Genomic DNA, 24,411 nt, shown 5'->3' with positions numbered 1-24,411 from the left:
GGACGGGTGCGGGAGCGTCGGGGGCCCTCGTACAGTGGGAAAACGGGTTCACGGCGTCTTGGGGGTCGGGCGTGGGCAACGGCGGACCGGTCGAGCACGGCTACCCGCATCTGGAGACGGTGCGGGCCGCCGTCACGGCGCTGTACAAGCGGTTGTCGTACGACACCGTGCATCAGTTCCCGACCAGTGTGGCGCCGGTCGATGTGGCGTTCTGCGACACCGATGACCTGCATCTGGGGGCGCAGCGGGTGGCGCGTGAGCTGGTGCGGCACTTCCGGCTGCCGGACGCGCGGGTGGTCGTCGGTTTCCGGGAGATGGAGCACGCGGCGAACGTCGAACTGGCGGCGGGGCCCGAGTACTTCGTCGAGCTGAACGACCGGTTCCGTACGCACCGGCGGGACATCGGTGCCGCCCTGGCGCACGAGATCATGCATGTCTTCCTGCACCGGCTGGACCTGTCGTTTCCCGGCACGCGCGCCAACGAGATCCTGACGGACACGGCCACGACCTATCTGGGAGCGGGGTGGCTGCTGCTCGACGCCTTCCGGGAGGACGCGGACTCGTCACAGAAGCTGGGGTATCTGACCCCGGAGGAGTTCGGGTACGTGCTGGCCAAGCGGGCGGTGGTCTTCGGTGAGGATCCGTCGGTGTGGTTCACCAGTCCGCAGGCGTACACGGCGTATGTGAAGGGCAGGGAGCGGGCGCGGCTGGACGAGCAGCAGCCGCCGCTGACGTCGGCGGGCTGGGCGGGCCGGCGGCGCTATGCGCGCGACCGCCGGCACGCCCAGGACCACCGCCCCCTCGCCGCCGTCCCGGACGCCTCGTACGCCTTCGTCCCGGACGCCCGGGGGCCGTTGCGGGTGACGTTTCCCTGTCCGACCTGTCATCAGCGGATCAGGGTGCCGGTGCGGGGGCGGGTGAGGGCGCGGTGCGCGTTGTGCCGGACGGTGCTGGAGTGCGACACGTAGGACGGGGTCGCGGTACGGCGATGAGGGGGCTCCCCGCGCCGGGAGCCCCCTCATCGGCCTCGACGGCGTCGTCGTCAGTCCCCGGAGTGACCGGCGGTCGCCCTGCGCGGCAGCAGCGCGCACAGTGCCGCGCACAGCAGGAATCCGCCCGTCACCCAGGGCATCGCCGTGTCCAGCGCCTCGGTCAGGCCCTCGTCGGCGTGGCCGAAGAACACCGTGCCGACGATCGCCGCCCCGAGGGCGCCGCCGAACTGCTGGGCGGTGGAGAAGATCCCGGACGCTCCGCCGGCGAGGTCGGCGGGTACGGCGGAGAGGACCACGTTCACCAGCGGTACGACGAGGAAGCCGAGGCCGGCGCCGGCCACCGCCAGGCCGGGCACCAGCGGCCACGCCCCGGTGTGGGTGGCGGACGCGTCGGCGACCGCCGACCACACCCAGGCGAAGCCGCCCGCCATCAGCAGCGCTCCCGCGCCGAGCACGTGCCGGCCGTGGCGTACGGCGAGTGCGTCGGCGGCCGGGGCGGTGAGGAAGCCGCCGACGGAGAAGGCGACGGTCAGCACGCCGGCCTGCATCGGTGTGTAGCCCTGGCCCGCCTGCAGCCAGACGGCGAAGACCAGGAAGAAGCCCTGCATGCCGACGGAGAAGAGGAGCTGGACCAGGACGCCCACGGAGAACGCCGGCAGCCGGAAGGCGCGGGCCGGCAGCAGCGGTACCGTGCCGGCGCGTCGGCGCCGTGCCTCGAACACGCCGAGACCGGTGACCGCGAGGACGCCGGCGGCCAGGCAGACCCAGCCCCATCCGGGCCAGCCGTTCTCCCGGCCCTGGACCAGCGGCAGCACGATCGCCACCAGGCCGGCGGCCAGGACGAGGCTGCCGAGGGCGTCGGGCCGGCCGGCCGACCGTGCCTTCGTGGCGGGCACCAGCAGGGCCCCGGCCACGAACGTCACCAGCGCCACCGGCACGTTCACCAGGAACACCGAGCGCCAGCCCCAGCCGAACAGGTCGGCGTCGGTGAGCACCCCGCCGAGCAGCAGCCCGATCGCCGAGGCGAACCCGGCGACGGCCCCGTACATCCCGAAGGCCGCGCCGCGCTCCTTGCCCTGGAAGAGGGTGCGGAAGGAGCCGATCACCTGGGGGATCAGCACCGCTGCCAGTACGCCCTGCGCGGCGCGTGCGGCGATCAGCTGTCCGGGCGACTGCGCGATGCCGCACGCCAGGCTGGTCAGACCGAAGCCCGCGGTGCCGACGAGGAAGAGGGTGCGCCGGCCGAGGCGGTCGCCGAGGTGTCCGGAGACGATCAGGGCGGCCGCGAAACCGAGCAGGTAGGCGGAGACCGTCCACTGGAGGTCGCTCGCGGAGGCGTGCAGGTCGTGGCCGATGGAGGGGATCGCGACGTTCACGATCGTCGTGTCCAGCAGGTCCATGAGCGCCGCGATCATCATGACGACGGCGGCGGCCCAGCGGCGCGGATGGGGGTCGGCCGCGGTGGGCGGCGAGGTCGTGACGGTGGTGGACGTGGACATGGGTGTCTCCCGTTCGGCTGCGGCGTGGAGGGCTGCCGGGGTGGGGCTGCCCGGGCGTGCGGGCCACTCCGGATTTATTTCGTTCGACCTAACGAAAGAGTTGCATCGACGACCGCGCGGGCGCAAGTCTTTAGTTCGACCGAACGAAATATTTGCTAGTCTGCGGACATGGCAGAGACCGACGACGCCCGACGGGCCGCCGCGCTCGAGCGCCTCATGACCGTGGGGCGGCAGAACAGTGCCGTCACGGTGATGTTCCATTCGGCGATCGCCGCGAAGCAGGGCCTGAACGCCACGGAGGGGAAGACCCTCGACTACCTCCAGCGGCAGGGCCCGCTCACCGCGAAGGACCTGGCGGAGCTGACGGGCCTGGCCCCGGCCTCCGTCACCGGCCTGGTCGACCGGCTGGAGGCCAAGGGTTTCGTGCGCCGGGTCAAGCACCCCACGGACAAGCGCCGTGTACTCGTCGAGCCGAACGAGGCGAAGCTCGCCGAACTCGCCGGGTTCTTCGAGGACTGGACCCGGGACATCGTCGAGGTCTGCGCGCAGTTCACGACGGACGAGCTGGAGACCGTGAACCGGTTCCTCGCGGTGATGACCGAGCAGCAGCGGAAGGCGACGGCACGCCTGACCGACTGACCGCGGCCCGCTGGGACAGTGGGACCCTCACGCCCCGTAGACCGCCCCCGGAACCGTCGCCTCCGCCAGCAGCTTCGTCACCGTCTCCCCCGCCTCCGCCGGGCTCCACCGTGCTCCCCTGTCGACCGTGGGCCCCGGGCGCCAGCCCTCCATGACGGTGATCCGGCCGCCCTCCGCCTCGAAGACGCGGCCCGTGACACCCTCGCTCGCGGCGGAGCCGAGCCAGACGACCAGCGGGGAGACGTTCTCCGGGGCCATCGCGTCGAAGCCGGTGTCGGGTGCGGCCATGGTGTCGGCGAAGGTGCGTTCGGTCATACGGGTGCGGGCGGCGGGGGCGATGGCGTTGACCTGGACGCCGTAGCGGGCGAGTTCGGCGGCCGCGACCAGCGTGAGGGCGACGATCCCGGCCTTCGAGGCGCTGTAGTTGCCCTGCCCGACCGAGCCCAACAGACCTGCTCCGCTGCTGGTGTTGACGATCCGGGCGGTGGGCGTGCGGCCGGCCTTGGCCTCGGCGCGCCAGTGCGCCGCCGCATGCCTCAGGGGGAGGAAGTGACCCTTGAGATGGACGCGTACGACGGCGTCCCAGTCGTCCTCGTCGAGGTTGACCAGCATGCGGTCGCGCAGGAAACCGGCGTTGTTGACGAGGGTGTCGAGGCGGCCGTACGTCTCCAGGGCGGTCGTGACGAGGGATGCGGCGCCCTCGCTCGTGGCGATGTCGGCGGCGTGTACGACGGCCTCGCCGCCCGCCTCGCGGATCTCGGCGGCGACCCGGGCGGCCGGGCTGTCGGGGTGCGGGGTGCCGTCCAGACCGACACCGAGGTCGTTGACGACGACGCGGGCGCCCTCGGCGGCGAACGCGAGGGCGTGGGCGCGGCCGAGGCCCCGGCCGGCGCCGGTGACGACAACGACCCGGCCCGCGCAGATTCCGCTCATCTCGCTTCTCCCTGTTGACGGTTGACGACGGTTGCCGCGTTCGACGCGTCCAGGAACGCGGGCCGCTCCCCGCCGCCGTGGACATGGAGGCTCGCCCCGCTGATGTAGGCGGCGGCGTCCGAGGCGAGGAAGACGGCCGCGGCGCCGACGTCCGCCGGGTCGGCCAGGCGGCCGAGCGGGACGGTCCGGGCGACGGCGGCGATCCCGTCCTCGTCGCCGTAGTGGAGGTGGGACTGCTCGGTGCGGACCATGCCGACGACGAGGGTGTTGACGCGGACGTCCGGCGCCCATTCCACGGCCATCGAGCGGGCGAGGTTCTCCAGCCCCGCCTTGGCCGCTCCGTACGCCGCCGTGCCGGGCGAGGGGCGGCTGCCGCTGACGCTGCCGATCATCACGATCGAGCCCTTCGCCCGCTTGAGGTGCTCGTAGGCGGCGAGGGACGCGGTGAGCGGGGCGAGGAGGTTCAGTTCGAGGACACGGAGGTGCCGTTCGGCCCCGGCCTGGGCGAGGGGGCGGTAGGGGGCCCCTCCCGCGTTGTTGACGAGGACGTCCAGCCGGGGCAGAGCGGCGAAGAAGTGCCGTACGGCGTCGGCGTCCCGTACGTCCAGCGGCATGAACTCCGTCTTCGGCAAGGGGACTTCGGGTGGGCGGCGGGCGCAGATCACGACCTCGGCGCCGGCCTCGGCGAAGGCCTGCGCGATGCCGGCGCCGACGCCTCGGGTGCCGCCGGTGACGACGACCGTCCGGCCGCGCGGCGCGTTGCCCCCGGGAGCGGCTCCCCGGCTTTCCACAGGAGCGGCCTCCCGGTTTTCCACAGGAGCGGCTTCCGGGTTTTCCACAGGGCCTCCCGCTCGTCTGCGGCGACTGCTAGCTTCAAAGCCTCACACCTAACAAATGTTTGGTGGAAAGGTAGCTGAGTGCGAAGGTAGCTGATGCGCGCATGGGTGTCTCCACCTCGTCCCCGGAAAAGGGGATTTCCGTCGTCACCGTCGACTTCCCACCGGTGAACGCCCTGCCGGTGGAGGGCTGGTTCGCGCTGGCCGACGCCGTGCGCGCGGCCGGCCGTGATCCGCAGGTGCGGTGTGTGGTGCTGGCCGCCGAGGGGCGGGGGTTCAACGCGGGCGTGGACATCAAGGAGATACAGGCGCGGGGGGCCGGCGCGCTGGTCGGCGCCAACCGGGGCTGCTTCGAGGCCTTCGCGGCGGTGTACGAGTGCGAGGTGCCGGTGGTGGCTGCGGTGCGGGGCTTCTGTCTGGGCGGCGGTGTGGGACTGGTGGGGAACGCGGACGCGATCGTGGCCGGCGAGGACGCGGTGTTCGGCCTGCCCGAGCTGGACCGGGGGGCCCTGGGCGCGGCGACGCATCTGGCCCGGCTGGTCCCGCAGCGCCTGATGCGCACGCTGTACTTCACGTCGCGCACGGTCACGGCGGCCGAGTTGCAGGCCCACGGCGCGGTGTGGCGGGTGGTGCCGCCCGGCGAGCTGCTCGCGGCCGCACTGGAGCTGGCCCGTGAGATCGCCGCGAAGGACGGGGAGCTGCTGCGGCTGGCCAAGGCCGCGCTCAACGGCATCGATCCGATCGACGTGCGCCGCAGCTACCGCTTCGAGCAGGGCTTCACCTTCGAGGCGAGCGTGAGCGGAGTCGCCGACCGGGTCCGCGCGGGCTTCGGGAAGGACTTCGGGAAGGAGGGGACGTAGGTGAGGGACAAGACGATGACCGCCGACGAGGTCGTCTCCCGGCTCGAGAGCGGGATGACCCTCGGCATCGGCGGCTGGGGCTCGCGCCGCAAGCCGATGGCCCTGGTCCGCGCGCTGCTGCGCTCCGACGTCGGCGACCTCACGGTCGTCTCGTACGGCGGTCCGGACGTCGGGATGCTCGCGGCGGCCGGCCGGATCCGGAGGCTGGTCACCGCCTTCGTCACCCTCGACTCGATCCCGCTCGAACCGCACTACCGGGCGGCGCGCGAGCGCGGGGCGTTCGCACTGACGGAGGTCGACGAGGCGATGTTCATGTGGGGTCTGCACGCCGCCGCGAACCGCCTGCCGTTCCTGCCGGTGCGGGCGGGGATCGGTTCGGACGTGATGCGGGTCAACCCGGAACTGCGGACGGTCACTTCGCCGTACGAGGACGGGGAGACGTTCGTCGCGATGCCCGCGCTGCGGCTGGACGCGGCCCTGGTGCACGTGGGGCGCGCCGACCGGCGGGGCAACGGGCAGTACCTCGGCCCGGACCCCTACTTCGACGACCTGTTCTGCGAGGCGGCGGACGCGGCCTACGTCTCCTGCGAGCAGATAGTGGACACGGCCGAGCTGACGAAGGAGGCCCCGCCGCAGACCCTGCTGATCAAGCGGCACACGGTGACGGGGGTGGTCGAGGCACCGCAGGGCGCGCACTTCACGTCGTGCGCGCCGGACTACGGGCGGGACGAGGCCTTCCAGAAGGAGTACGCGAGCCTGCCGTGGGCGGAGTTCGCCGGGCGGTTCCTGGCGGACGGGGACGAGCAGGCGTACCGGGCGGCCGTGCGGGCCTGGCACGAGGAGCGGTCATGACCGAGGTCAACGGCCACCGGGTCACGCCGGTCACCGGTGAATCCCCGTCCCCGCCGACCCGCGCCGAGTACTGCGTGATCGCCTGCGCCGAGGCCTGGCGGGGTGCGGGCGAGATCCTGGCGAGCCCTATGGGCCTGATCCCGTCCATCGGCGCGCGGCTCGCCCGGCGCACGTTCGCCCCGGACCTGCTGCTCACCGACGGCGAGGCGATGCTCGTGGACGCGGACGGCACCGTCGAGGGCTGGCTGCCGTACCGGCGGCATCTGGCCCTGGCCGCCGGTGGGTGCCGGCACGTGATGATGGGCGCGAGCCAGCTCGACCGGTACGGCAACCAGAACATCTCCTGCATCGGCGACTGGCAACGGCCCACCCGGCAACTGCTCGGGGTGCGCGGAGCGCCGGTCAATACCCTGAACCACCCGACGAGTTACTGGATCCCCAGGCACTCCCGGCGGGTCTTCGTCGAGCGGGTCGACATGGTGTGCGGGGTGGGACACGACCACGCCGACGGCGCCCGCTACCACCACCTCGCACGGGTCGTCACCAACCTCGCCGTCCTCGACTTCGCCACACCCGACCGCTCGCTGCGGCTGGCGTCGCTGCATCCGGGGGTGACGGTGGAGGAGGTGCGGGAGGCGACGGGGTTCGCGCTCACGGTCCCGGACGCGGTGCCGTACACCCGTGAACCGACGGCGGAGGAGCTGGGGTTGATCCGTGAGGTGATCGATCCGGCCGACGCCCGCGCCCGGGAGGTCCCGGACTGATGGAGACCGCGCTCACCCGGCTGGTCGGGGTCCGCCACCCGATCGTGCAGACCGGGATGGGATGGGTGGCGGGCCCCCGCCTGGTCGCGGCGACGGCGAACGCGGGCGCGCTGGGCGTCCTGGCCTCGGCGACGATGACCGTCGACCGGCTGCGGGAGGCGATACGCGAGGTGAAGTCCCGTACCGACGCGCCGTTCGGGGTCAACCTCCGCGCGGACGCGCAGGACGCCGGGGACCGGGTCGGCGTCATCGTCGGCGAGGGCGTGCGGGTCGCGTCCTTCGCGCTCGCTCCCTCCCGCGAGCTGATCGCCGAGCTGAAGGCGGCCGGTGTCGTCGTCATCCCCTCCGTCGGCGCGCGCCGGCATGCCGAGAAGGTCGCCGCGTGGGGGGCGGACGCGGTGCTCGTGCAGGGCGGGGAGGGGGGCGGGCACACCGGTGAGGTGGCGACGACGGTGCTGCTGCCGCAGGTGGTGGACGCCGTGGACATCCCGGTCGTGGCGGCGGGCGGCTTCTTCGACGGGCGGGGGCTGGTCGCGGCGCTGGCGTACGGGGCCGCGGGGGTGGGCATGGGCACGCGGTTCCTGCTGACGTCGGACTCGACGGTGCCGGACGCGGTGAAGGCGCGGTATCGGGCGGCGACGGTCCGGGACGTCACCGTGACCCGGGCGGTGGACGGTCTGCCGCACCGCATGCTGCGCACGGAGCTGGTGGACGCCCTGGAGCGGTCCGGGCGGGTGCGGGCGCTGGGGCAGGCGGTCCGGCGGGCGGCGGGGTTCCGGCGGCTGTCCGGGCTGACCTGGCGGCAGATGGTCCGCGACGGGCTCGCCCTGCGGCACGGCAAGGACCTGTCCTGGAGTCAGGTGCTGCTGGCCGCGAACACACCGATGCTGCTGAAGTCGGCGATGGTGGACGGACGGACGGATCTGGGGGTGATGGCGGCGGGGCAGGTCGCCGGGGTGATCGACGACCTGCCGTCGTGCGCGGAGCTGGTGGAGCGGATCATGAAGGAGGCGGAGGAGGCGCTGGAAGGGCTGAAGGGGCTCAGAGCCGTTCGATGATCGTGACGTTGGCCTGTCCGCCGCCCTCGCACATCGTCTGGAGACCGTAGCGGCCGCCCGTGCGCTCCAGTTCGTGCAGCAGGGTCGTCATCAGCTTGGCGCCCGTCGCGCCCAGCGGGTGCCCGAGGGCGATCGCACCCCCGTTGACGTTGACCTTCTCCGGGTCGGCGCCGGTCTCCTTCAGCCAGGCGAGGACGACGGGCGCGAAGGCCTCGTTGATCTCGACGAGATCCATGTCGTCGATCGTGAGACCGGTCTTCTTCAGGGCGTGGGCGGTGGCGGGGATGGGGGCGGTGAGCATGCGGATGGGGTCCTCGCCGCGTACCGAGAGATGGTGAACGCGCGCGCGTGGCGTGAGTCCGTGTTCGCGTACCGCCTGCTCGGAGGCGAGCAGGATCGCCGCCGCGCCGTCGGAGACCTGGGACGAGCAGGCGGCGGTGATCGAGCCACCGTCGATGACCGGCTTGAGTCCGGCCATCTTCTCCAGGGAGGTGTCGCGGCGTGGGCCCTCGTCGACCGTGACCTCGCCGTAGGGGACGGTTTCGCGGTCGAAGCGGCCCTCGTCGATCGCCCGCACCGCCCGCTGGTGGGAACGGAGCGCGAACTCCTCCTGGTCCTGCCTGCTGATCCCCCACTTCCCGGCGATCATCTCCGCACCGACGAACTGGTTCACCGCACGGTCCCCGTACCGCGCCCGCCAGCCCTCGCTGCCGGCGAAGGGGCCCTGGGTGAAGCCGAGCGGCTCGGCGGCCTGCCGGGTGGCGAAGGCGATCGGGATCTGCGACATGTTCTGCACCCCGCCCGCCACGACCAGGTCCTGCGTGCCGGACAGCACGGCCTGCGCGGCGAAGTGCACGGCCTGCTGCGAGGAGCCGCACTGCCGGTCCACGGTCACGCCCGGCACCTCCTCGGGCAGCCCGGCCGCCAGCCAGCAGGTCCGCGCGATGTCCCCGGCCTGCGGCCCGACGGCGTCCAGACAGCCGAAGACGACGTCCTCGACGGCGACCGGGTCGACCCCGGCCCGGGAGACCAGCGCCTTCAGGACATGCGCGCCCAGGTCGGCGGGATGGACCCCGGCGAGCCCTCCCCCACGCCGCCCCACGGGCGTGCGGACCGCTTCGACGATGTAGGCCTCGGCCATGGCAACTCCCCAGACTCTCCGATGAGCTACGTGAGTTACGTACGTACGGCGATTCCGTCCAGCACCATCGACAGGTACTGACGGGCGATCTCCTCCGGGCTGTGCTGTCCGCCGGGCCGGTACCAGGACGCGGCGACCCAGACGGTGTCCCGCACGAACCGGTAGGTGAGCCGGACGTCGAGGTCGGACCGGAAGACCCGGGCGGCGACCCCGCGCTCCAGCGTGGACAGCCACGCCTTCTCGAACTTGCGCTGTGAGTCGGCGAGGAACGCGAACCGTTCCTGCGCCACCAGCTGTTTGGACTCCTTCTGGTAGATCGCGACGGCGGCGCGGTGCCGGTCGATCTCCCGGAACGACTCGGTGACCAGGGCTTCGAGGGTCTCGCGCGGGCCTCGTCCGGTTTCCAGGACGGTGTCGTAGCCGTCCCAGAGCTCGTCGAGGAAGGTGCGCAGGATCTCCTCCAGCATCGACTCCTTGGAGTCGAAGTGGTAGTAGAGGCTGCCCGCGAGCATGCCCGCGTGGTCCGCGATCTTGCGGACGGTGGTGGCGTTGTAGCCCTGCTCGGCGAAGACCTCGGCGGCGGTGTCGAGGAGTTCGCGGCGGCGGTCGCGAGCGGTGGCAGCCGCGGCGGGCTCTTTGGCGGTCACCTGGGGTTTCTTCTTCGTAGGCACGCGCACATTCTCGCCCCCGCCTCAGGCCCGCTGGCTGCTGACCGACACGACCTCGCCGGTCATGTACGAGGAGTAGCCCGAGGCCAGGAAGACGATCACGTTGGCGACCTCCCAGGGCTCGGCGTACCGCCCGAAGGCCTCGCGCGAGGTCAGTTCCTCCAGGAGCTCGGCCGAGGTCACCTTCGCGAGGTGGGGGTGCATGGCCAGGCTCGGTGAGACGGCGTTGACCCGCACGCCGTGCTCCGCCGCCTCGACCGCCGCGCACCGGGTCAGCGCCATCACGCCCGCCTTCGCGGCGGCGTAGTGCGCCTGGCCTGCCTGGGCGCGCCAGCCGACGACGGAGGCGTTGTTGACGATCACGCCGCCGCCCCCCTGATCGCGAAAGAGCCGGAGCGCGGCCCGGGTGCACCGGAAGGTCCCGGTCAGCGTCACGTCCAGCACGCGCCCCCACTGCTCGTCGCTCATGTCCACGAGCGCCGAAGTCCCTCCGAGTCCGGCGTTGTTGACCACGACGTCCAGTCGCCCGTGCTCCCGTACGGCCGCGTCGAACAGTGCCCCCACCTGGGTCTCGTCGGTGACATCGCAGGTGACGGCCGCCACCGCACCCGGGAAGTCCCGTCCCAGCTCGGTCTCGTGCTCCTTCAGTCGCCGCGCGTGCGCGTCGCTGATCAGCACGCGCGCTCCCTCCTCGAGGAAGCGGCGAGCGGTCGCCCCGCCGATTCCCGCACCCGCGGCCGCGGTGATGACGGCGGTACGACCCGCCAGCAGCCCGTGCCCGGGCACGTACGCCGGACTCTCGACGCCTGTCATAGGGCCACGCTAACCTACCAAACACTTGTTAGGGAAGGATCGTCGTCGATGGATCTCGCCTTCACGCAGGAAGAGGAAGCCTTCAGGGCCGAGGCCCGCGTCTGGCTGGAGGCCCATGTGCCGTCCGTTCCCCTCCCCTCCCTGGAGACCGAGGCGGGCTTCGCCGCCCACCGGGCCTGGGAGGCCGAGCTGGCCGCGGACCGCTGGTCGGTGGTCGACTGGCCGACGCGGTACGGCGGCCGGGGCGCCGGACTGATCCGCTGGCTGCTCTTCGAGGAGGAGTACTACGCGGCGGGCGCACCGGGACGCGTCAACCAGAACGGCGTCAGCCTCCTCGCCCCCACCCTCTTCGACCACGGCACCGAGGAGCAGCGCGCCCGCGTCCTCCCGTCCATGGCCACCGGCGAGGTGATCTGGGCGCAGGCCTGGTCGGAGCCCGAGGCCGGCTCGGACCTGGCGTCCCTCCGGGCGAGGGCGGTCCGCGCACCCGGCGGCTGGCACCTGAGCGGCCAGAAGACCTGGTCCTCCCGCGCGGCCTTCGCCGACCGCGCCTTCGGCCTGTTCCGCAGCGACCCGGACACCCCCAAGCCCCACCAGGGCCTCACCTACGTCATGTTCGACCTACGGGCACCCGGCGTCACGGTCCGCCCGATCGGCCGGCTCGACGGGAAGCCGGCGTTCGCCGAGCTGTTCCTGGACGACGTCTTCGTGCCCGACGAGGACGTGATCGGTGAACCGGGCCAGGGCTGGCGGATCGCCATGTCGACGGCCGCCAACGAGCGCGGGCTCACCCTCCGGTCCCCCGGGCGGTTCCTCGCCTCGGCCGACCGTCTCCACGCCCTCTGGCAGGACCGGGGCAGCCCGGCCGGTGCCGCGCACCGCGTCGCCGACGCCCTGATCGGCGCCCGCGCCTACCAGCTGTTCACGTACGCCGCCGCCTCCCGCTTCCTGGCGGGCGAGCCGCTGGGCCCGCAGTCCAGCCTGAACAAGGTCTTCTGGTCCGAGTACGACATCGCGCTGCACGAGACGGCCCTCGATCTCCTGGGCGCGGACGGCGAGTTGGCGGACACCGACTGGTCCGAGCGGTACGTCTTCTCCCTCGCCGGCCCGATCTACGCCGGGACGAACGAGATCCAGCGCGACATCATCGCCGAACGCCTGCTCGGCCTGCCGAAGGGACGCCGCTGATGCGCTTCCTTCTCGACGCCGAGCAGCGGGCGTTCGCGGACTCGCTGCACGCGATGCTCACGGCGGCGGACACGCCCTCGGTGGTGCGGGACTGGAGCCGCGGCGACCCCGCGAGCGGACGGGCGCTGTGGTCCCGTATCGCACAGACCGGTGTCTTCGCGCTGGCGGTGCCGGAGGAGTACAAGGGGCTGGGGGTCCGGCCCGTGGAACTCGCGGTCGCCTTCGTAGAGTTGGGGCGGCACGCGGTGCCGGGGCCGCTGGTGGAGACGGTCACCGCGGCCGCGCTGCTCGCCGGGACCGGTCACGCCGAACGGTTCCTGCCGGGGCTCGCGGCGGGCGAGGCGATGGCGACGGTGGCGTACGAGGGCGCGTACGCGCTGGACGCGGACGTGGCGGCCCACCGCTTCTCCCTCTCCCCCGACGGGCTGCGCCTGGCCCCCGGCGCGGGCGCCGTCCGCCCCTGCCTCGACCCCGCACGTCATCTCACCGCCCTCCTCCCGGGCGGCGAACTCCTCACCACGGAGCCGCCCTTGCCGCACGCCCTCACACTGGCCCGCCTCGCCACGGCCGCGCAGGCCCTCGGCGTCGGCCTCGCACTGCTCGACCGGACCGTCGCGTATGTGCGGCAGCGCGTCCAGTTCGGCGCGCCCATAGGCTCGTTCCAGGCGGTGAAACACCGGCTGGCGGACGCGAAGATCGCCCTGGAGTTCGCGCGTCCCCTCGTCCTCGGCGCCGCGCTCACCCTGACCCCGGCGGACGTGGCCGCCGCGAAGCTGCGCGCCTGCGAGGCGGCGTACACCACCGCCCGGACCGCGCTGCACCTGCACGGCGCGATCGGCTACACGGCGGAGTACGACCTGTCCCTCTGGCTCACCAAGGCCCGCGCGCTGCGCACGGCATGGGGCAGCCCGGACGAGTGCCGTGCCGACGTCCTCGGCACCGCATGACTCAGCGGGCGGGCCGCACGATCCCCTGCGCCCGCGCGGCCACCAGCCACTTCGGGAACTCGCCCACCAGCCGGTCGTACAACTCCGCGTCCGACACCTTCCGGGGGTCCGAACCGGCGTGGAAGAAACCGGCGTTGTCGACGACCCGCCTGTCCGGCACGGACAGCTCGTCGAGCTTGCGCAGGTACTCGAACTGGCGGCTGCCCGGATCGCCGAAGCCGATGAACTGCCAGAACAGCGGCAGCTTCGCCGCCTTGCACAGATACCGTTCGGCGGCGAGCTTGTTGATCGGGCCGCCGTCGGTCTGGAAGACGACCAGGGCGGGCACGGTGGAGCCGCTGTCCAGGTAGTGGTCGATGACGGCGTCCATCGCCAGGTGGTAGCTGGTCTTGCCCATGTGCCCGAGGCCGGCCACGATCCGCTCGATCCGGCCCTGGTGGTCGGCGAGCGCGATGTCGGTGACGGCGTCGACGTCGGTGGAGAAGAAGACCACCGGCACCCGGCCGTCGTCGTCGAGATGCGCCGACAGCCCCAGCACCCGGTCGGCGAGCGCCTGCACACTGCCGTCCTTGTAGTACGGCTTCATCGAGCCGGAGTAGTCGACCACCAGGTAGACGGCGGCCCGCAGTCCGTCCAGGCCGTGCTTCGTGAGGGAGACCCCGGCGGTCTTGTACAGGCTGACCAGCGCGGGCGCGGTCTCCTCGACCTTGCTGAGACTGATGGCGACCATGGCCCCCACCCTCCCATACGAAAAGGCGACGGCGCCTGCCCAGTCGTCCGGTCGGGGACTGTGGGGCAGGCGCCATCTGTGTTCCGCACGCCTTTGTACGGGACGTATGTGCGTGACCGTCAGGTCACTTGTCCACTGAGGACCGTCAGACCATCAGCGCACGGTCCGTCGGCCGGATCGGGGCCGGCAGGTCGCTCGCGCCCGTGAGGAAGCGGTCGACCCCGCGCGCCGCCGAGCGGCCCTCCGCGATCGCCCACACGATGAGCGACTGGCCGCGGCCCGCGTCACCGGCGACGAACACGCCCGGCACGTTGGTCTGGAAGTCGGCGTCGCGGGCGATGTTGCCCCGCTCGTCGAGCTCCAGGCCGAACTGATCGACCAGGCCGTTCTCACGGTCGGTGCCGGTGAAGCCCATCGCCAGCGTGACCAGCTGGGCGGGGATCTTGCGCTCCGTGCCCGGCTTCTGGGTCAGCTTGCCCTCGACGAACTCGACCTCGACCAGGTGCAGCCACTGGACGTTGCCGTCCTCGTCGCCCTCGAAGTGGGTGGTGGAGACGGAGTAGATCCGCTCGCCGCCCTCCTCGTGGGCCGAGGTGACCTTGTACAGCATCGGGAAGGTCGGCCACGGCTGGGCCGCGTTCCGCTCGTCACCCGGGCGGGGCATGATCTCCAGCTGCGTGACGGAGGCCGCGCCCTGACGGTGGGCGGTGCCCACGCAGTCAGCGCCGGTGTCGCCACCGCCGATGACGACGACGTGCTTGCCCTCGGCCGAGATCGGCGGGGAGACGTAGTCGCCCTCCTGCACCTTGTTGGCCAGGGGCAGGTACTCCATGGCCTGGTAGATGCCCTTGAGCTCGCGGCCCGGCACCGGCAGGTCACGGGCGGTCGTCGCGCCGGCGGCGATGACGATCGCGTCGTACCGCTTCTTCAGGTCGGTCGCCTTGAGGTCGCGGCCGATCTCGACGCCGGTACGGAAGCGGGTGCCCTCCGCGCGCATCTGCTCGATACGGCGGTTGATGTGCCGCTTCTCCATCTTGAACTCGGGGATGCCGTAGCGGAGGAGGCCTCCGATGCGGTCCGCGCGCTCGTAGACGGCGACGGTGTGGCCCGCCCGGGTCAGCTGCTGGGCGGCGGCCAGGCCCGCCGGGCCCGAGCCGATGACCGCGACCGTCTTGCCGGACAGCCGCTCGGGCGCCTGCGGGGCGACGTCACCGGTCTCCCACGCCTTGTCGATGATCGAGACCTCGACGTTCTTGATGGTGACCGCCGGCTGGTTGATGCCCAGCACACACGCCGACTCGCACGGAGCGGGGCACAGGCGGCCCGTGAACTCCGGGAAGTTGTTCGTGGCGTGCAGGCGCTCGGAGGCGGCCGCCCAGTTCTCGCGGTAGGCGTAGTCGTTCCACTCGGGGATCAGGTTCCCCAGCGGACAGCCGTTGTGGCAGAACGGGATGCCGCAGTCCATGCACCGGCTGGCCTGCTTGCTGATGATCGGCAGCAGCGAGCCGGCGACGTAGACCTCGTTCCAGTCCTTGACGCGCTCCTCGACGGGGCGGGTCTTGGCGACCTCACGACCGTGGTTGAGAAAGCCCTTGGGATCAGCCATTGGTCGCCGCCTCCATCATCTTCTCGGTGATCTCGGTCTCGGAGAGACCGGCTCGCTCGGCGGCGTCCTTGGCGGCGAGCACTGCCTTGTACGTGCTGGGGATGATCTTGCTGAAGCGCTCCACGGAGGCGTCCCAATCGGCGAGGAGCTTCTCGGCGACCGTCGAGCCGGTCTCCTCGGCGTGGCGGCGCACCACGTCGTGCAGCCACTGCTTGTCCGTGTCGTCCAGCGCCTCGACCGCGCCGACGTTGCCGACGTTGACGTTGTCGCGGTTCAGGTCGATCACGTAGGCGACACCGCCGGACATGCCGGCCGCGAAGTTGCGGCCCGTCTCGCCGAGGACCACCGCGTGACCGCCGGTCATGTACTCGCAGCCGTGGTCGCCCACGCCCTCGGAGACGACCAGCGCACCGGAGTTGCGGACGCAGAACCGCTCACCCGTACGACCGCGCAGGAACAGCTCGCCGCCGGTCGCGCCGTACGCGATGGTGTTGCCCGCGATCGTCGAGTACTCGGCGAGGTGGTCGGCGCCCCGGTCGGGACGGACGATCACCCGGCCGCCGGAGAGGCCCTTGCCGACGTAGTCGTTGGCGTCGCCCTCCAGGCGCAGCGTGACACCGCGCGGGAGGAAGGCGCCGAAGGACTGGCCCGCGGAACCGGTGAAGGTGATGTCGATGGTGTCGTCGGGCAGGCCCGCGCCACCGAACTTCTTCGTCACCTCGTGGCCGAGCATGGTGCCGACCGTGCGGTTGATGTTGCGGATGGAGACCTGGGCGCGCACCGGCTGGGCGTCGGTCGCCGAGTCGGCGGCCAGCGCGTCGGCGGCGAGCTTGATCAGCTCGTTGTCGAGCGCCTTCTCCAGGCCGTGGTCCTGCGCGATCAGCTGGTGGCGCACCGCGCCCTCGGGCAGCGCCGGGACGTGGAACAGCGGCTCCAGGTCCAGGCCCTGCGCCTTCCAGTGGTCGACGGCGCGCTCGACGTCGAGGACCTCGGCGTGACCGACGGCCTCCTCGATCGAGCGGAAGCCCAGCTCGGCGAGGAGCTCGCGGACCTCCTGCGCGATGAACTCGAAGAAGTTCACCACGTACTCGGCCTTGCCGGTGAAGCGGTCGCGCAGCGTCGGGTTCTGGGTGGCGATGCCGACCGGGCAGGTGTCCAGGTGGCAGACGCGCATCATGACGCAGCCGGAGACGACGAGGGGCGCGGTCGCGAAACCGAATTCCTCGGCGCCGAGCAGGGCGGCGATGATCACGTCACGGCCGGTCTTCAGCTGGCCGTCGGTCTGCACGACGATGCGGTCGCGCAGGCCGTTGAGCAGCAGCGTCTGCTGGGTCTCGGCGAGACCGAGCTCCCAGGGGCCGCCCGCGTGCTTCAGCGAGGTCAGCGGCGAGGCACCCGTACCGCCGTCGTGGCCGGAGATGAGGACGACGTCCGCGTGCGCCTTCGAGACACCCGCCGCGACCGTGCCGACGCCGACCTCGGAGACCAGCTTGACGTGAATCCGCGCCTGCGGGTTCGCGTTCTTCAGGTCGTGGATCAGCTGGGCCAGGTCCTCGATGGAGTAGATGTCGTGGTGCGGCGGCGGGGAGATCAGACCGACACCCGGGGTCGAGTGACGGGTCTTGGCGACCCACGGGTAGACCTTGTGGCCGGGCAGCTGGCCGCCCTCGCCGGGCTTGGCGCCCTGGGCCATCTTGATCTGGATGTCGTCCGCGTTGACCAGGTACTCGGACGTGACGCCGAAGCGGCCGGAGGCGACCTGCTTGATGGCGCTGCGGCGCACCGGGTCGTACAGGCGCTCCGGGTCCTCGCCGCCCTCACCGGTGTTGGACTTGCCGCCCAGCTGGTTCATGGCGATGGCGAGGGTCTCGTGCGCCTCCTTGGAGATGGAGCCGTACGACATGGCGCCGGTGGAGAAGCGCTTGACGATCTCGGAGACCGGCTCGACCTCGTCGATGGAGATCGGCTGCCGGCCCTCGTTCTTGAAGCCGAACAGGCCGCGCAGCGTCATCAGGCGCTCGGACTGCTCGTTCACGCGGTCCGTGTACATCTTGAAGATGTCGTAGCGGCCGGAGCGCGTGGAGTGCTGGAGGCGGAAGACCGTCTCCGGGTCGAACAGGTGCGGCTCGCCCTCGCGGCGCCACTGGTACTCGCCGCCGATCTCCAGCGCGCGGTGGGCCGGCGCGATGCCGGAGGCCGGGTACGCCTTGGCGTGGCGGGCGGCGACCTCCTGGGCGATCACGTCGATGCCGACGCCGCCGATCTTGGTGGCCGTGCCGTTGAAGTACTTCTCGACGAAGGCCTCGTCGAGACCGACGGCCTCGAAGACCTGGGCGCCGCGGTAGGAGGCGACGGTCGAGATGCCCATCTTGGACATGACCTTCAGGACGCCCTTGCCGAGGGCGTAGATGAGGTTGCGGATGGCCTTCTCGGGCTCCAGGCCGTTGATGAAGGTGCCCGCGCGCAGCAGGTCCTCGACGGACTCCATCGCCAGGTACGGGTTGACCGCGGCGGCGCCGAAGCCGATCAGCAGGGCGACGTGGTGGACCTCGCGGACGTCGCCGGCCTCGACCAGCAGGCCCACCTGGGTGCGCTGCTTGGTGCGGATGAGGTGGTGGTGGACGGCGGCGGTGAGCAGCAGCGACGGGATCGGCGCGTGCTCGGCGTCGGAGTGGCGGTCCGACAGGACGATCAGACGGGCGCCGTTGTCTATGGCGGCGTCGGCCTCGGCGCAGATCTCGTCGATGCGCGCGGCCAGCGCCTCGCCACCGCCGTGCACCCGGTACAGACCGGAGAGGGTCGCGGCCTTGAAGCCGGGCATGTCGCCGTCGGCGTTGATGTGGATGAGCTTGGCCAGCTCGTCGTTGTCGATGACCGGGAAGGGCAGCGTGACGCTCCGGCACGACGCGGCGGTCGGCTCCAGCAGGTTGCCCTCCGGGCCCAGCGACGAGCGCAGGGAGGTGACCAGCTCCTCGCGGATCGCGTCCAGCGGCGGGTTGGTGACCTGCGCGAACAGCTGGGTGAAGTAGTCGAAGAGCAGCCGCGGGCGCGAGGAGAGCGCGGCGATCGGCGAGTCGGTGCCCATGGAACCGATCGGCTCGGCACCGGCCTTGGCCATCGGCGCGAGGATGACGCGCAGCTCCTCCTCGGTGTAGCCGAAGGTCTGCTGGCGGCGGGTGACCGAGGCGTGGGTGTGCACGATGTGCTCACGCTCGGGCAGGTCGCCCAGCTCGATCTCGCCGGCCTCGAGCCACTCGGCGTACGGCTTCTCGGCGGCGAGCTGCGCCTTGATCTCGTCGTCCTCGATGATGCGGTGCTCGGCGGTGTCGACGAGGAACATCTTGCCGGGCTGCAGGCGGCCCTTGCGGACGACCTTGGCGGGGTCGATGTCGAGGACGCCGACCTCGGAGCCGAGGACGACGAGGCCGTCGTCGGTGACCCAGTAGCGGCCGGGGCGCAGACCGTTGCGGTCGAGCACGGCGCCGACCTGGGTGCCGTCGGTGAAGGTGACGCAGGCGGGGCCGTCCCAGGGCTCCATCATCGTGGAGTGGTACTGGTAGAAGGCGCGGCGGGCCGGGTCCATGGAGTCGTGGTTCTCCCACGCCTCCGGGATCATCATCAGCACGGAGTGCGGCAGCGAACGCCCGCCCAGGTGCAGCAGTTCCAGCACCTCGTCGAAGGACGCCGAGTCGGAGGCGTCCGGCGTACAGACCGGGAAGACGCGCTCGATGGCCTTGTCGTCGGAGCCGAACAGGTCCGAGACGAGCTGCGACTCGCGGGCGCGCATCCAGTTGCGGTTGCCCTTGACGGTGTTGATCTCACCGTTGTGCGCGACGAAGCGGTACGGGTGGGCGAGCGGCCAGCTCGGGAAGGTGTTCGTGGAGAAGCGCGAGTGGACCAGGGCGACGGCCGAGGCGAAGCGGCGGTCGGACAGGTCGGGGAAGAACGGCTCCAGCTGGCCGGTGGTCAGCATGCCCTTGTAGACGATCGTCCGCGCGGACAGCGACGGGAAGTAGACGCCGGCCTCGCGCTCGGCGCGCTTGCGCAGCACGAAGGCCTTGCGGTCGAGGGCGATGCCCTCCGACTCGCCGTCGGCGACGAAGATCTCGCGGAAGGCGGGCATCGTCGAGCGCGCGGTGGCACCGAGCAGTTCGGGGGCGACGGGGACCTCGCGCCAGCCGAGGACCGTGAGGCCCTCCTCACCGGCGATCGTGTCGATCTGCGAGACGGCCTCGGCCGCGGTGTCCTCCGGCAGGAAGGCGATACCGACGGCGTAGGCACCGGCCTCGGGCAGCTCGAATCCGGCCACCTCACGGAAGAAGGCGTCCGGCACCTGGGTCAGGATGCCCGCGCCGTCGCCGGAGTCCGGCTCGGAGCCGGTGGCGCCGCGGTGCTCGAGATTGCGCAGAACGGTCAGCGCCTGCTCGACCAGCGTGTGGCTCGCCTCGCCCGTGAGGGTGGCCACGAAGCCGACGCCACAGGCGTCGTGCTCGTTGCGGGGGTCGTACATACCCTGCGCAGCAGGGCGAGCATCCATGAACGACCAGTTCTGGCCATTCGCGGAGTGCTGGGACGGCTGGCGCGGCGTACGCATCGGCTCTCCCGTCGTCGTCTCAAGTGGCATATGTGCTTGCGAAGGGACGACGTTGGCCCTCTGCGTGTGCGCAAAATTTCGTGCAGGTTACATGATGGAGCGGTTCTCGGGAACCGGATACTCCGTTCCAACATGCGGACGTCGCGGGGTGGCGACGGGTGCCGTGCACAACGGCTTGAAGTATGTGGGGGCCGAACCGGACAAGATCGATCAGATCGGTGTCCATCGGCCCGAAGTGGCGGGAGGAGCGTCGTCGCCCACCCCGCGAGTGCGCCGCAGGCGTCATTGCCCACAGCGCTTACGGCTCATGCCCGGTGGTTAAGCATTCGAAACCAGTCAGTAACGGCTACTTATGCGGCCCCACGCATAAGTAGCAGCCGACCTATCCTACGGCCGTTCCGAACAAACTGCCCAGGGCGTACGTCACACCGGCCGCGGCACCACCGAGGGCGAGCTGCCGCAGCCCGCTGTACCACCAGCTCCGCGCGGTCACCCGCGCCACGACCGCACCGCACAGGAAGAGCCCGAGCAGCGCGACCACGACGGCCGGCCACAGCGCGGTCGCGCCCAGCAGATAGGGCAGGACGGGCAGCAGCGCACCCAGCGCGAAGGAACCGAAACTCGACACGGCGGCGACCAGCGGCGACGGCAGATCGCCGGGGTCGATGCCCAGCTCCTCGCGAGCGTGTATCTCCAGGGCCTGCTCGGGATCCCGCGACAGCTGCTTGGCGACCTGCCGCGCGAGGTGGGGCTCGACCCCGCGGGCCTCGTACAACGCGGCCAGCTCGGCCTCCTCGTCCTTCGGGTGCTTTCTCAGCTCGCGCCGCTCGACGTCGAGCTCGGCCTCGACGAGCTCGCGCTGCGAGGCGACGGAGGTGTACTCACCGGCGGCCATGGAGAAGGCGCCGGCGGCGAGGCCCGCGAGCCCGGTCAGCACGATGGTCTGCTGACCGACCGACCCGCCCGCGACACCGGTCATCAGAGCGAGGTTGGAGACCAGACCGTCCATCGCACCGAAGACTGCGGGCCGCAGCCAGCCGCCGTTGACATCCCGGTGCGTGTGGTTGTCGCGGTGCGCCACGTGCAGCGCCGCCTCGGTCTCGATGAGGGCCATACCGAATCTCCAGAAAAACGTCTCGCACCGCCCGGCGCGCGAGCCCGGGCGGGCTTCTCCCGATAGCTTCTTTGGACTGTTTCTACTTTTCGACAACACTCAGAGTACGTCCCGCCATTCCCGCCCGCCAGCAAGGAAAGGCTGGTCTAACCTGCGGTTTTGCCTTCGCTCGCTCAATCGATCGGGAGTCTGCACAGATGTCGACCGGGTGACTTGGCGGCGGAAAGGCTCAGGTCAACCGCCGACGGTGGGACACATCCGCAAAGGGCTCCGCGCCCGTGCGGAACCCCCTCAGGAGAGGCCCCGTATGGCATCGACCGCCTGCATGCCCCCGGTCCAGGCGCCGAGGGACGCCGCCGAACTCCGCGAACGGGCCCGCGGCGCACTGCTCGGCCTCGCCGTCGGAGACGCCCTCGGAGCACCGGCCGAGAACATGAAGCCCTCGGAGATCCGCGCCCGCTGGGGCCGCATCACGGGCTACGTCGCCGAGAAACCGGCCGGCACGGACGACACCGAGTACGCGATCTTCTCGGGCCTGTTGCTGGCCCGCCACGGCTCGGCGCTCACCCCGGCCCATGTGGAGGCGGCCTGGCACGAGTGGATCGCCGACCGCGCGGAGGGGCCGTTCCGCGGGGCGGGCTTCAGCGAACGCGGCACGCTGGAGAACCTCCGCCGGGGCCTCGCCGCACCCATCTCCGCCCAGCACCGCCACGCCTGGAGCGACGGCCTCGCCATGCGCGCGGCCCCCTTCGGCGTCTTCGCCGCCGGCCGCCCCGCCGAGGCCGCCCGCCTGGTCGCGATCGACGGCTCGGTCAGCCACGACGGCGAGGGCATCTACGGCGGCCAGGCGGTCGCGGCGGGCGTGGCGGCGGCGATGGCGGGCGCGCCGACGGTCGCGGTGGTGGCCTCCGCGCTCGCCGTCGTCCCCGACGACTCCTGGACGGCCCGCTCCCTGCGCCGTGCGGTGGCGGTGGCCCACCGCGGCGAACGCGCGGTCCGCTCAGCCGTCGTGATCGGCGGCTATCCCTGGACCGACCTGGCCCCCGAAGCGGTCGCCCTCGCCTTCGGCGCGTACGCGGCGGCCGACGGCGACTTCACCCAGGCCGTGCTCACGGCCGTGAACATGGGCCGCGACGCCGACACGACAGCGGCGGTGGCCGGCGCCCTGGCCGGCGCGACCCAGGGCGCGTCGGCCATCCCGTCCGACTGGACGGCGGCCATCGGCCCGGCCCGGGGCACCTGCCTGCCGTCGATGGCAGGCCACCACGTCCTGGACGTGGCGGAACTCCTGACACCGGGAGACGACGGGAGGTGGGGGGCACGGGGATGGGCGCCTGCCGAGATGCCGGCACGGGACGAGGGGCCCTGGGTACGCGACGCAACTCCCGCCCGCCACGGGACGGGGGCCCGCTCATGAGGCCGCCGGGACCTTGGGACGAGGGGATGGGGGCGGGGGCGGGTGAGGCCACGCCCGCGGCGGAGCCGACGGCACACGAGACTTCGGCGGAGCCGAACGAAGCCGAGGCTTTCACGGAGTCGGACGAAGCCGAGGCGTTCACGGAGCCGGACACAGACGAGGCCATGGCCGAGCCGGGCGGCCAGGAGGCTCTGGCGGAGCCGAACGAACCGACGGCCATGACGAAGCCGAGCGAACCGACGGCCACGGCAGAGCCGAACGAACCGACGACCACGGCAGAGCCGAGCGAGCCGACGACCACGGCAGAGCCGAGCGAGCCGACGACCACGGCGGAGCCGAGCGAGCCGACCGTCTTGGCGGAGCCGAACGCACCCGCGGCCGCCGACGGCGGGGACGCCCCACAGGGGCCACCCGCACCCGACGACGATGCTCGCACGGGCGGTGCGGGTGGGAACGATCCGGCCGAAGGCGAAGCCGAGGCCGCCGACCACCCCCGCCGCCGGCAGGCAACCCGCACGGGCGGTGCCGGTGGGAACAATCGGGCCGAAGGCGAAGCCGAGGCCGGTAAGAACCTCCAGCCCCCGCAGGGCCTCGCCGAGGCCGAAGCAGACACCCACCCGCACCGCCACACCCACCCCCGCCTACACCCCCGCCGAGCCGAAGGCCTCCTGCTGGGCCTGGCCGCAGGCGACGCCGCCGGTTGGCCCGCCGCCCGCCACCGAGCCGCCCGCATGCCCGATTGGACCCGCCGCCTCACCCGCGAACTGGACACCTTCGCCGAACAGAACGCGACGACCACCCTCCCCGTCCCCATCGCCCTCAACCAACCCCCCGAACCCCTCCGCCTGGGCCCCTCCGACGACGCCGAGTGGGCGGCCTTCGCCGCCGAGGCCGTCCTGCGGGCCGGCGACGACACCGCCCTGGGCGACCTGAGCCGGGAACGCCGAACCCGCGCCGCCATCGACCTCACCTGGAACGCCATCGCCGGCGAGGTCGCGGCCGCAGCCGACCGCGCCCCCGAGGTCGAGTCGGCCGTACTCCCCCTGCGCGCCCGTATCTCCGTACGCGCCGGCCTCGGCAACCTCGCCGCCGGCCTGCGCCCGCCCGCCACCGGCCACGACAACCCGCACTACTTCGACGACGCCGCGTGCGTACGCGCCTGCGTGCTGGCCGTGGCCCACCCCGGCGACCCCCGACTCGCCGCGGAACTCGCCGAGTTCGACGCCCGCTACACCCAGGACGGCGACGGCGTGCACGGCGCCCGGGCGATGGCGGCGGCGATCGCGCTGGCCCTGGTCGGCGCGGACGCCGGGACCTGCGTGGCCGTGGCCCTCGCCGAACTCCCCGAGGAGACGGAGATCGGCCGCAACACCCGCCACGCGCTCAAGCTCGCGCAGGACGCCGAGAGCGCCTTCGCCCTGGTCCCCCTGCTGGAACACCAGATCGTCGACCACGTCTACAGCTACGGCATCGCGGCCGCCGAGACGGTCCCGGTCGCCCTGGCCCTGGCCCTGGCGTCCGACGGCCGTATCGCCGAAGCCGTACCGGCGGCGGCCTGTCTGTCCCGGGTCGCGGACTCCGCTCCCGCCCTCGCGGGCGCCCTGACCGGCGCGTTGGGCGGCGGTGAGGCGATCCCGGCAACCTGGCGCGACACCTGCCGCACTCTCTCCGGCTGCGCCCTGCCCCGCCTCACCGGCACCGACCTGGTGGAACTCGCCGAACTCCTGGAAGCCACACAACCGCCCCCGCCAGGGGGATGA

The 24,411-nt window shown here is 71.9% G+C and carries 20 protein-coding genes; 10 read left to right on the top strand and 10 right to left on the bottom strand.

All coding sequences use genetic code 11. The annotated features are described in order from the left end of the window. The first annotated feature begins 71 nt into the window (after positions 1–71). A complete protein-coding gene (locus tag IE263_RS20790; RefSeq protein WP_189938757.1) occupies positions 72–968 on the top strand; it encodes a hypothetical protein in 897 nt (298 codons plus the stop codon). A 74-nt stretch (positions 969–1,042) separates the two neighbouring features. On the opposite strand, the gene IE263_RS20785 is transcribed toward IE263_RS20790, so the two are convergent. Then, positions 1,043–2,491: an MFS transporter gene (locus tag IE263_RS20785; RefSeq protein WP_189938755.1), complete on the bottom strand. Its 1,449-nt coding sequence runs from the start codon at positions 2,489–2,491 to the stop codon at positions 1,043–1,045. Positions 2,492–2,659: 168 nt separating this feature from the next. On the opposite strand from IE263_RS20785, the gene IE263_RS20780 reads away from it, so the two are divergent. Beyond that, on the top strand, positions 2,660–3,130 hold the full coding sequence (locus tag IE263_RS20780; protein WP_189938753.1) for a MarR family winged helix-turn-helix transcriptional regulator: 471 nt from the start codon (positions 2,660–2,662) through the stop codon (positions 3,128–3,130). 27 nt (positions 3,131–3,157) lie between these two features. On the opposite strand, the gene IE263_RS20775 is transcribed toward IE263_RS20780, so the two are convergent. Both IE263_RS20775 and IE263_RS20770 read right to left on the bottom strand, forming a co-directional pair. Further along, a complete protein-coding gene (locus IE263_RS20775; RefSeq protein WP_189938751.1) occupies positions 3,158–4,063 on the bottom strand; it encodes an SDR family oxidoreductase in 906 nt (301 codons plus the stop codon). Continuing rightward, positions 4,060–4,854, bottom strand: coding sequence for an SDR family oxidoreductase (locus tag IE263_RS20770; RefSeq protein ID WP_189938748.1), 795 nt, complete (start codon positions 4,852–4,854; stop codon positions 4,060–4,062). The genes IE263_RS20775 and IE263_RS20770 overlap by 4 nt, the downstream gene beginning before the upstream one ends. A 149-nt stretch (positions 4,855–5,003) precedes the next feature. Here IE263_RS20770 and IE263_RS20765 point away from each other — a divergent pair, with 149 nt between their 5' ends. Genes IE263_RS20765 through IE263_RS20750 form a run of 4 tightly spaced genes read left to right on the top strand, consistent with a single transcriptional unit; the run spans position 5,004 to position 8,433 of the window. Beyond that, positions 5,004–5,759: an enoyl-CoA hydratase family protein gene (locus IE263_RS20765; RefSeq protein WP_189938746.1), complete on the top strand. Its 756-nt coding sequence runs from the start codon at positions 5,004–5,006 to the stop codon at positions 5,757–5,759. After that, a complete protein-coding gene (locus IE263_RS20760) occupies positions 5,760–6,611 on the top strand; it encodes a CoA transferase subunit A (RefSeq protein ID WP_189938744.1) in 852 nt (283 codons plus the stop codon). It begins immediately after the preceding gene. Continuing rightward, complete coding sequence (locus IE263_RS20755; protein ID WP_189938743.1) at positions 6,608–7,375, top strand: CoA-transferase subunit beta; 768 nt, start codon at positions 6,608–6,610, stop codon at positions 7,373–7,375. Before IE263_RS20760 ends, IE263_RS20755 begins: the two co-directional genes overlap by 4 nt. Beyond that, positions 7,375–8,433 carry an NAD(P)H-dependent flavin oxidoreductase gene (locus tag IE263_RS20750; RefSeq protein WP_189938741.1) on the top strand — a complete coding sequence of 353 codons (1,059 nt, stop codon included), beginning with the start codon at positions 7,375–7,377 and terminating at the stop codon, positions 8,431–8,433. Before IE263_RS20755 ends, IE263_RS20750 begins: the two co-directional genes overlap by 1 nt. On the opposite strand, the gene IE263_RS20745 is transcribed toward IE263_RS20750, so the two are convergent. From IE263_RS20745 to IE263_RS20735, 3 genes are read right to left on the bottom strand one after another with little or no spacing between them, the layout of a single operon-like run. Beyond that, positions 8,417–9,574, bottom strand: a complete 1,158-nt coding sequence (locus IE263_RS20745) for an acetyl-CoA C-acetyltransferase (protein WP_189938734.1) — start codon at positions 9,572–9,574, stop codon at positions 8,417–8,419. The two genes, IE263_RS20750 and IE263_RS20745, sit on opposite strands and share 17 nt — an antisense overlap. Before the next feature lie 35 nt (positions 9,575–9,609). Then, entirely contained in the window at positions 9,610–10,245 is a 636-nt protein-coding gene (locus IE263_RS20740; RefSeq protein ID WP_189938732.1) for a TetR/AcrR family transcriptional regulator, read from the bottom strand. Between the two features lie 21 nt (positions 10,246–10,266). After that, positions 10,267–11,055, bottom strand: coding sequence for an SDR family oxidoreductase (locus IE263_RS20735; RefSeq protein WP_189938730.1), 789 nt, complete (start codon positions 11,053–11,055; stop codon positions 10,267–10,269). Between the two features lie 48 nt (positions 11,056–11,103). Between IE263_RS20735 and IE263_RS20730 the strand changes: the two genes are divergently transcribed. Beyond that, positions 11,104–12,243: an acyl-CoA dehydrogenase family protein gene (locus IE263_RS20730; RefSeq protein ID WP_189938728.1), complete on the top strand. Its 1,140-nt coding sequence runs from the start codon at positions 11,104–11,106 to the stop codon at positions 12,241–12,243. Continuing rightward, positions 12,243–13,190 (top strand): acyl-CoA dehydrogenase family protein, encoded by a 948-nt coding sequence (locus tag IE263_RS20725; RefSeq protein WP_189938726.1) that lies wholly within the window; start codon positions 12,243–12,245, stop codon positions 13,188–13,190. Before IE263_RS20730 ends, IE263_RS20725 begins: the two co-directional genes overlap by 1 nt. Position 13,191: 1 nt before the next feature. On the opposite strand, the gene IE263_RS20720 is transcribed toward IE263_RS20725, so the two are convergent. The 4 genes from IE263_RS20720 to IE263_RS20705 all read right to left on the bottom strand — a co-directional run bounded on the left by IE263_RS20720 (position 13,192) and on the right by IE263_RS20705 (position 21,234). Next, entirely contained in the window at positions 13,192–13,920 is a 729-nt protein-coding gene (locus IE263_RS20720; protein WP_189938724.1) for a vWA domain-containing protein, read from the bottom strand. A 145-nt stretch (positions 13,921–14,065) separates the two neighbouring features. Further along, on the bottom strand, positions 14,066–15,526 hold the full coding sequence (locus IE263_RS20715) for a glutamate synthase subunit beta (RefSeq protein WP_189938723.1): 1,461 nt from the start codon (positions 15,524–15,526) through the stop codon (positions 14,066–14,068). Continuing rightward, a complete protein-coding gene (gltB, locus tag IE263_RS20710; RefSeq protein WP_189938721.1) occupies positions 15,519–20,120 on the bottom strand; it encodes a glutamate synthase large subunit in 4,602 nt (1,533 codons plus the stop codon). The genes IE263_RS20715 and gltB overlap by 8 nt, the downstream gene beginning before the upstream one ends. A gap of 382 nt (positions 20,121–20,502) precedes the next feature. Further along, on the bottom strand, positions 20,503–21,234 hold the full coding sequence (locus tag IE263_RS20705; protein ID WP_189938719.1) for a VIT1/CCC1 transporter family protein: 732 nt from the start codon (positions 21,232–21,234) through the stop codon (positions 20,503–20,505). Positions 21,235–21,541: 307 nt separating this feature from the next. On the opposite strand from IE263_RS20705, the gene IE263_RS20700 reads away from it, so the two are divergent. Both IE263_RS20700 and IE263_RS48670 read left to right on the top strand, forming a co-directional pair. Next, positions 21,542–22,651 carry an ADP-ribosylglycohydrolase family protein gene (locus IE263_RS20700; RefSeq protein ID WP_189938717.1) on the top strand — a complete coding sequence of 370 codons (1,110 nt, stop codon included), beginning with the start codon at positions 21,542–21,544 and terminating at the stop codon, positions 22,649–22,651. Positions 22,652–22,869: 218 nt separating this feature from the next. After that, positions 22,870–24,411 (top strand): ADP-ribosylglycohydrolase family protein, encoded by a 1,542-nt coding sequence (locus tag IE263_RS48670; RefSeq protein ID WP_373312034.1) that lies wholly within the window; start codon positions 22,870–22,872, stop codon positions 24,409–24,411.

Origin of the sequence: Streptomyces aurantiogriseus, assembly GCF_014649375.1 — a bacterium.
GTDB classification, from domain to species: domain Bacteria; phylum Actinomycetota; class Actinomycetes; order Streptomycetales; family Streptomycetaceae; genus Streptomyces; species Streptomyces aurantiogriseus.
Note: the sequence above shows the minus strand (reverse complement) of the source record. Positions and strands in the feature narration are given on the sequence as shown.